General features: G+C 58.1%; 7 protein-coding genes, 1 tRNA gene and 1 pseudogene. All 9 read left to right on the forward strand.

The features are described from left to right. The first annotated feature begins 1 nt into the window (after position 1). Positions 2-913, forward strand: coding sequence for an ATP synthase F1 subunit gamma (atpG, locus tag ACOYJL_RS09215; protein ID WP_433569937.1), 912 nt, complete (start codon positions 2-4; stop codon positions 911-913). Continuing rightward, positions 913-2403: a F0F1 ATP synthase subunit beta gene (gene atpD / locus ACOYJL_RS09220; protein WP_433569938.1), complete on the forward strand. Its 1491-nt coding sequence runs from the start codon at positions 913-915 to the stop codon at positions 2401-2403. The genes atpG and atpD overlap by 1 nt, the downstream gene beginning before the upstream one ends. Before the next feature lie 10 nt (positions 2404-2413). Continuing rightward, a pseudogene (atpC, locus tag ACOYJL_RS09225) lies at positions 2414-2815 on the forward strand (ATP synthase F1 subunit epsilon); the annotation flags it as partial. After that, a tRNA-OTHER gene (locus ACOYJL_RS09230) sits at positions 2779-2856 on the forward strand. The pseudogene atpC and the gene ACOYJL_RS09230, both read left to right, overlap by 37 nt. A gap of 11 nt (positions 2857-2867) precedes the next feature. Further along, the gene (gene murA / locus ACOYJL_RS09235) at positions 2868-4157 is read left to right on the forward strand and encodes a UDP-N-acetylglucosamine 1-carboxyvinyltransferase (RefSeq protein ID WP_433569939.1); all 1290 of its coding nucleotides are present in this window, start codon (positions 2868-2870) and stop codon (positions 4155-4157) included. A 26-nt stretch (positions 4158-4183) separates the two neighbouring features. Then, positions 4184-5548, forward strand: a complete 1365-nt coding sequence (locus tag ACOYJL_RS09240) for an LCP family protein (RefSeq protein WP_433569940.1) — start codon at positions 4184-4186, stop codon at positions 5546-5548. 105 nt (positions 5549-5653) lie between these two features. Beyond that, complete coding sequence (locus ACOYJL_RS09245; protein ID WP_433569941.1) at positions 5654-6085, forward strand: metal-dependent transcriptional regulator; 432 nt, start codon at positions 5654-5656, stop codon at positions 6083-6085. 113 nt (positions 6086-6198) lie between these two features. Beyond that, a complete protein-coding gene (locus tag ACOYJL_RS09250) occupies positions 6199-7104 on the forward strand; it encodes a UTP--glucose-1-phosphate uridylyltransferase (RefSeq protein WP_433569942.1) in 906 nt (301 codons plus the stop codon). Further along, entirely contained in the window at positions 7019-8500 is a 1482-nt protein-coding gene (locus tag ACOYJL_RS09255) for a phosphoglucomutase (protein ID WP_433569944.1), read from the forward strand. The genes ACOYJL_RS09250 and ACOYJL_RS09255 overlap by 86 nt, the downstream gene beginning before the upstream one ends. Positions 8501-8675 lie beyond the last annotated feature (175 nt).

Below are 8675 nucleotides of genomic sequence, written 5' to 3' on the forward strand. Positions count from 1 at the left end.
GATGGCCAATCTTCGTGAGATACAGCGGCGCATGAGCTCCATCAAGAGCACCATGCAGATAACTCGAACCATGGAGATGATCTCCACGGCGAGGATTCGCAGGGCGCTACGTAGAGCCGAAGAGGCAACGCCATACAAGGATGCAATCACGCACATGCTCGCAAACGTTGCTTCCGCCGGCTTTGATGACAGCCAGCCGCTGCTTCAAAAGCATTTGACCGAGAAGAACGTCCTGTTCATTCTCATCGCCTCTGACCGCGGTCTTGCCGGCGGCTTCAATCTGACGCCTGAGCGCGAGGTTGAGCGCCAAGCTGCTGAGCTCGAGAAGAAGGGCATTGCGTCCGAGGTTATTACCTGCGGACGAAAGCCTACGGAGTACTTCAGCTATCGCAAGCACCGTCCGGCGATGTCGTTTGTGGGCATTTCCTCTGAGCCCACGCAGGATGAGGCTGAGCGCATCGCATCTTACGTGATGGATGGCTACTCCCAGCACCGCTTTGATCGCGTTGAGATTCTTTACTGGCATGCGAAGAACCGTGTTGATCAAACGATGGTCGCCGAGCAGCTCCTTCCGCTCACGCAAGACCTTATGATGCCTAACCAGCCTCGCACCCCAGAGGCTCTGTCGGCAGTCGGACACACGCTTTACCCCGACTATACGTTTGAGCCCTCTGCGCAGGAGGTCCTTGGTTATCTGATCCCGGCCTACATCAGGACGGTCATCTTCCACGCGCTGCTGGATTCAGCCGCTGCAGAGCATGGCGCCAGGCGTCGCGCAATGCAGTCGGCCACTGACAACGCGAAGGAGGTTCTGTCGTCTCTCAGCCGCACCTACAACCGAGAGCGCCAGGGCGCCATCACCACCGAGCTGACCGAGATTATCGGCGGTGCATCCGCATTGGAGGAGAACTAATGGCAGAAACCACCGAAGAGAATCGCTCCGCCCTCGAGGAGGCAGCGTTCAACAAGCTCAACAAGAGCGTCGGCATCGGTCATATCACCCGTATTGTCGGTCCTGTCGTCGACGTCAAGTTTGATGATCAGGTGCCAGGCATCTATACGGCATTGATTGTCGACGATGACACTCCCATCGGGCACGTGAATACGGTACTTGAGGTTGAGGCTCAGCTTCCGGGCGACGTTGTCCGTACCGTGGCCATGTCTTCTACTGACGGTCTGCAGCGCGGTTTGCGCGTCAAGGACACGGGCAAGCCCATGATGATGCCCGTCGGTCCCTCCACGCTTGGTCGCGTGTGGAACGTTATGGGTCAGCCCGTAGACGGCAAGCCCATTCCTGACGACGTGCTCTACTACCCAATCCACCATCCCGCTCCGGCGTTCGACGAGCTCACCACTAAGACCGAGATCTTCGAGACGGGCATCAAGGCCATCGATCTTCTCGAGCCCTATGTTCGTGGTGGCAAGACTGGTCTGTTTGGCGGAGCAGGCGTCGGCAAGACCGTTCTGATTCAGGAGCTCATCAACAACTTGGCTCAGGAACATGGCGGTACCTCGGTGTTCACGGGCGTTGGCGAGCGTACCCGTGAGGGAACCGACCTCTATCTTGAGATGACCGAGTCTGGCGTCATCAACAAGACCTGCTTGGTCTACGGCCAGATGAACGAGCCGCCTGGAGCACGTATGCGTGTCGCCCTTGCGGGCCTGACGACCGCGGAGTACTTCCGCGATCAGGGTCAGGACGTCCTGCTGTTCATCGACAACATCTTCCGCTTCTCCCAGGCCGGCTCCGAGGTTTCCGCATTGCTTGGTCGTATGCCATCTGCCGTTGGTTACCAGCCTACGCTGGCTACTGAGATGGGCGAGCTGCAGGAGCGCATTACCTCCACCAAGGAGGGCTCCATCACCTCGGTGCAGGCCGTCTACGTCCCCGCCGACGACCTTACCGACCCTGCTCCTGCGACTACGTTCACGCACCTGGACGCAATGACGGTACTGTCCCGTTCCATCACCGAGCTGGGAATCTACCCGGCCGTGGACCCTCTGGCGAGCTCCAGCTCCGCCCTTGACCCCGAGGTCGTTGGCGAGGAGCACTACCGCGTGGCCGTGGCCGTGCAGGAGATCCTGCAGGAATACTCCGACCTTCAGGACATCATTGCCATTCTTGGTATGGACGAGCTTTCCGAGGAGCAGCAGCTCACGGTCTCTCGTGCGCGTAAGATTCAGCAGTTCTTGTCCCAAAACTTCCACGTTGCCCAGAAGTTCACGGGCAACCCCGGTGTTTACTGCACCGTCGAGGAGACGGTTCGCTCGTTTGGCGAGATTATCGACGGTAAGTGCGATGACCTGCCCGAGCAGGCGTTCCGCTTTGCTGCTGGCATCGACGACGTTCGCCGTCGCGCTGCCCAGATGAAGAAGGACACGGACGAGAAGTTCGAGAGCTAGGAAGAAACGCATGGCAGAGCTTAACTGTCAGTTCGTACGCCCGGACAGGCTCCTTTATGAGGGGCCTGTCGCGAGCCTCGTTCTTGTAACCCATACCGGTGAGCTGGGCGTTTACCCTGGTCACGCATCCGAGATCTGCTCTCTTGGCGACGGCGTTGTCCGTCTGAATCTTCGCGAAGAAGATGGCGGAGGTGTCGCGGGTGTTGTGATTTCGGGTGGATATGCTGAGATTAACCCAAGTGGCGTTATTATCTTGGCTGACCACGCGCGCAGGGTCGATGATATCGAGCCTGATGTCGTGCGCGAGACTCGCGACAAGGCCCTCGACAAGCTCAATGAGCTTTCCGAGAAGGATGGCCGCCGCAAGTATTGGGAGGACAAGGTCAAGTGGTGTAATCTGCTTTTGAAGCAGGTTAATCAAAGCTAAAGGCGGGTTCAAGCCCGCCTTGGCCTAGCGGAGGAACATGGACGTCATAAAGGTCGAAGGTGGGCACCCTATCACAGGCGAAGTAACGGTTGAGGGTGCAAAGAACTCTGCGCTCAAACTTATGGCAGCCACAATCATGGCGCCTGGGGTAACCACGCTGAAAAACGTCCCCAATATCTCCGACGTCCACGTCATGGGCAAGGTGCTCAAGCGCCTTGGCGCTACGGTTGAGGTAGTCGACAAGCATACGCTTAGGATCGATACTTCAAATGTCGATAAGTGGGAGACTCCCTACGAGCTTGTTGTCCAGATGCGCGCCTCTACTGCCGTGATGGGCCCTCTCATCTCGCGCTTTGGCAAGGCCGTTGTGGCCATGCCCGGTGGCTGCGATATCGGAGCCCGTAAGATCGATATGCATATCCAAGGTCTTGAGGCCCTAGGTGTTGAGTTTGAAATCAATCACGGCAATATTCACGCAAGTACACCGCATGGCATTATTGGCGATACGGTAACGCTTGCCTTTGCAAGCGTAGGCGCCACCGAGAACCTCATGATGGCCTCTGTGTATGCCAAGGGGACTACGATTATCGATAACGCCGCTCGCGAGCCAGAGATTGTTGACCTGGCGAACATGCTCAACGAGATGGGCGCAAAAATTCGCGGAGCCGGATCCCCTGTCATTGAAATTGAGGGCGTAAAAGAGAGCCTTCATCCAGTTACCTATTCCGTTGTCGGTGACCGTATCGAGGCCGGCACGTTCCTCGCCATCGGCGGTCTTGTGGGCAACCCCGTTACCGTGCATGGTTTTGAGCCGATTCATCTCGGTCTTGTCCTCAAGAAGTTCGAGAAGATGGGCCTTTCGGTAGAGCGCGGAAATCACGAATGCACAGTGTGGCGCGAGGGCCCCATTATTCCGACCGACATTCAGACGCTGCCCTTCCCGGGCTTTCCAACAGACATGCAGGCGCAAACCATGTGCCTTCTCGCCCTTGCAAAGGGTTCGTGCGTCATAACGGAGAACATCTTTGAGAACCGCTTTATGTTCGCCAGCGAACTCCAGCGCATGGGAGCAGACATCTCGATTGAAGGGCACCATGCAATTGTCCATGGCGTTCCGTCCTTCTCGAGCGCGCAGGTAAAGTCGCCTGACCTCAGGGGCGGTGCGGCCCTTGTGATGGCTGGTCTTGTTGCCGACGGAATCACTACCGTTTCGGCCATTCATCACATTGATCGCGGCTACGAGAACTTTGTCGAAAAGCTCGTCTCCCTGGGGGCTCACGCTGAGCGCGATATCGTGCCCGATGAGGAGGCCGCGCTCGCGGATTAAGTCCGCGTCTGGTGAACGGAGTCCCAATGAGCAAGCACATGAGGCAATCTGATTTGCCTGAGGAGGAACCTGCCGAGGACGAGTCGTCAGCGGACGAGTTCAGCCGCTCAAGCGCAGGCCTCTACAGCAAAAAGCGCCGCCGACGGAGCCGTCGCTCTGCAATTATCCGGACCGTCATCATCGTCTTGGCGCTCGTGCTCGTTGGGGGCGGGGCTGCATTTGCCTATTGGGTCAACAACGTTCAGACGCGAATGAACAACTCTCAGGTAATCACAGAGGACCTCGAAAATAGCCTCGCCGATACTACGGAGCCGAGCGACCCCTATTACGTGCTGCTCCTCGGCACCGATGGTCGCCCCGGAGAAACCAATTATCGAGCCGACACCATCATCCTCGCCCGCATCGACCCTCCCAACAAGCGCGTGACGCTTCTATCCATTCCCCGAGACACAATGGTGGAATGGAAAGGTACCACGATGAAGATTAACGGCGTGCATACCTATGATGGTGCCGCCGGCATGGTCCAAATCGTGAGCGAGAAGTGCGGAGTAGAAATTTCTCACTACGCAGAGATTTCTTTCGATGGCTTGGCAACGCTCACTGACGCCCTGGGCGGCGTCACCGTTGACGTTGACACCTACATGTACGATGACGAGAACTTTGACGATGTCACCGAGCTGCAGCCTGGCGTTCAAACGCTGAACGGGGCCCAGGCTCTCTTCTATTGCCGCTGCCGTCATTTTGAGGACGGGGACTACACGCGCATGCGGCATCAGCGCACATTTATCAAGGCCATGCTCAACCAGATACTTGCGACTGATGACCCCGCGACTATTGTGAGCTTGGTCGATGCGACGGCCGACGTTATCACGACCGACCTCTCGGTGTCCGAGATCGTCTCCCTTGCCTCCGAGATGGAGGGCATGGACACGGAGAACGATATCTACACTGCCTATGTGCCCTCTAGCCCCCAAACGGTTGATGGGGTTGCCTACGTTGTCGCCGATTGGGACGCCCTTTCTGAAATGATGAAAGTGATTGACGAGGGCGGAGATCCCTCTACCTTCAACGTCGATACCTATGGCTATACCGACGAGAGCACTACGTCTTCGACAGACGAAAGCTCGACGGATAGCCAAACAAGCACGACCGAGAGCACGTCTGACGATACGTCGGCATCATCCAGCGGCAGCTCGACTACCACGGACGCTACCGGAACGTCTAGCTCGGACCAAGCTGGCACGCCGCCCAGCTCAAGCCAGCAGAATGTCTCCGTGCCCGTATCCCAGACACAGACGACTGCGCCGAGCTCCTCGGGATCTGGCTCCCAATCTGGGGGAGGGACAAGTGTCTCCTCGCCTGCGGATGGGTCAGGCTCTTCTAACGAATAGACTGTTCTCGATGTAAGACCATTGGGAATAATGAAGCAGCGGTTAGTTGCCGCTTGTGACGAGCGGCTGATGCTGCGTGGCAGTTTTGTACAGGGGGATATAAGTATGGCTTCTTCAACGAGCTCAGTGATGCCGGAGGGGCATGCGCTTACGCGCGCAGGTGAGGATTACCTCGAATCCATATATCGCCTCTCTCTTGCTCAGGGCGACGGCGAGGGGGTCAGGTCCGTTGACGTTGCTGAGCAGCTTAATGTGTCGAAGGCGAGCGTCAACAAGGCCATTTCCCTTCTGAAGGAAGAGGGGATGGTCAACCAGAGTCGCTATGGGCGAGTGACGCTTACGGAGAGTGGTCGTGCCTATGCGCGTACGGTCTGGCGTTCGCACCGTGCGCTTAGGGCTTTTCTCGAGACGACGCTTGGGGTTGAGGACGAGCGCGCCGATGCCGAGGCATGCCTTATGGAGCACGTCCTTTCCGAGGACACGCTTAATCGCCTGATCAGGTATCTCAGCAATCAAGGCATTGAGATTCCTGAATAAGTGCCTCTGGGATCTCTGAGCGTATTATTTGTTCGTACCTCTACGCAATTAGAGCGTATTGTTGGAAAAATGGGTTAGCCCTACGGGGCCTGAACGAAGGGAACAAGAGGAAAATGAAGGCAATCATCCCTGCTGCAGGACTTGGAACACGATTTCTTCCCGCCACTAGGTGTATGCCCAAGGAGCTTCTCCCCGTTCTGAACAAGCCTATCCTTCAGTACGTCGTTGAGGAGGCGCTGGAGCCCGAGGGCGTCGATGGGGTCGTTATTGTGAACTCGCATGACAAGCCAGAGATCGAGCGCTATTTCTCCGTTGACGAGAACTTCGAGAACATGCTTCGCAGCCGTGGCAAGGACTCTGCGGCTGACGAGGTTCATGCGGCTGCATCGCTGCCCGTCTCATTTGTGTACCAAGACGAGCCACGCGGACTTGGCCATGCCGTGCATTGCGCCGCCGAGGCAGTGGGGGACGAGCCGTTCTTTGTGCTGCTTGGTGACTACTTCGTGCCGGATCGTCAGATGTGCGTTCGAATGGAGCAGGTTTCCCGCGAGCACAATGGCGCTTCGGTAATTGCGGTCGCGCCCGTGCCTGCCGACCAGGTAAGCCGCTACGGCATCATCGCTGGAGAATGCGTGGGGTCGCTTCCTGGCACTGATGCGACCGGTGAAAACGAGGGCGCGGTCTGGAAGATTTCCGGTCTCGTCGAAAAGCCCAAGCCTGAGGACGCCCCGTCGCACCTTTTCATCGTTGGTCGCTACCTTCTTTCCCACCGAGTTATGGATCTTCTCGCAACGCAGACCCCGGGTGCCGGCAATGAGATCCAGCTGACCGACTCGATGGAGCGCCTGCTTGCTGAGGAGGATATGTACGCGCTGGTTGTTGACCCCGATGAGGGATGCGACACCGGTACCCCCGTGGCTTGGGCGGCAACGAATGCGCGCATGGCGCTTTCCGACCCTGAGCTTGCCGTTGCATTCCGCGAGGAGCTTGGCGAGAGGGGTGCCGCACTCCTTGGCTAATCGTGCCGAGATAATCCGCTTTGGCAGCGATGGCTGGCACTCCCGTTTCGATGCCGGCTTCTCCGAGGAAAACGTTTCTCGCGTGGCAGCGGCGCTTGGGACTTTGTGGGAGCATGAGCGTCCGTCTGGAGTTGTGTTTGTTGGCTATGACACGCGGCACAACTCCGCAAAGTTTGCGCGTACGGCTGCGGAGGTCATGGCCTCAAAGGGGCTTACCGCGATTCTTTCAGACCGACCTTGCCCTACGCCCGTTGCCGCGTGGACCTGCTCAAAACGTGAAAACGCCATCGGCGTTGTTATGGTTACGGCAAGCGAGCTTTCGTGCGAATATGGCGGAATCATTGTTCGCGGGGCCGACGGAGGTCCGGTGTCCCGGATTTTCCTCGACGCCGTTGAGCAGGAGATATCCTCCGAGCCATGCTTCGAGCGCGGGGAGATTGCTGTCGAGAATTTTGTCTCGCCTTACATCGAGAACCTAGTAAGTCTCGTTGACGTGAAGACCATAAGGGACGCGCGGCTTTCCGTTGTTGTTGACCCCATGTACGGCGCGGGGACGGGGATCCTTTCGCAAGCTCTTGAGGCGCTCGGGTGCTCTGTCACCGAGATTCACGCGGATCAGAAGGAGGATTTCGGGGGCATTCATCCAGAGCCCGCAGACCCTTGGGCGGATGATTGCGAACAAGAGGTACTAGATACGGCTTCAGATCTTGGCATTCTTCTTGACTGCGATGGTGACAGAGCCGCAATTGTCGACGCGCAGGGCAACATACTGCTTCCACACGAGCTCTCTCCGCTTGTTCTTGGGCACGTCGTCGAAGATCGCGGCATGCAGGGGCGAGTGGTCACAACGCTCACCTGCTCTGCAAGGATCCAGAGGCAGGCCGAGAGGCTTGATTGCGGGTACACAACCGTTCCTGTTGGGTTCTCCCGGATTTATCGAGAGATGCTCGATGGCGACGTAGTCATGGGCGTCGAGGAGTACGGGGGCATGTCGTTCCCCGGGCATCTTCATGAGAGAGACGGACTCTTGGTAGCACTCCTCGTGGTGGAACTTGTCGCCCAGAAGGGGGAGGGCGTACGCGAGCTTGTGACCGCTATGGGGGACAAAATCGGCCACATGCGCTATACGAGGAGAGATATACGCCTAGATTCGGCGGCAACCCAGGCGTTCAGGAACATTCTTCCGGGATTGAACCCTGCGAGCGTTGCTGGCAGGGAGCCTGTAGAAGTGAGCCATGCCGATGGTTTGAGGCTCACGTTCTCAGACGGTTCCTGGGTTCTCATGAGGCCGTCACGAGCGGACTCGGTTGTGAGGGTTTACTCCGAGGCGCCCGACGAGGGGGAGCGCGATAGGCTTCTCGAGGCGTCGTGCGGAATAGTTCGAGCTGGCGCATAGAAAAGATGGGACCGTGCGGGGGCCCGGCCGGGGACAGCCCGGCCGGGCCCCCTTCCCTCCCGCGCCCCCCGTTTGTGGAGGTCCCGTGGAGGCGCGCTTCCCCGCCCCCTCGGGGCGCCGAGGGGCGTATAGTTCTTCCTCGCGCACTTGCGACGCGCCCTGCGCGGCGGTGCGC

Origin of the sequence: Tractidigestivibacter sp. (assembly GCF_050946515.1) — a bacterium.
In the GTDB taxonomy this organism is placed as follows: domain Bacteria; phylum Actinomycetota; class Coriobacteriia; order Coriobacteriales; family Atopobiaceae; genus Tractidigestivibacter.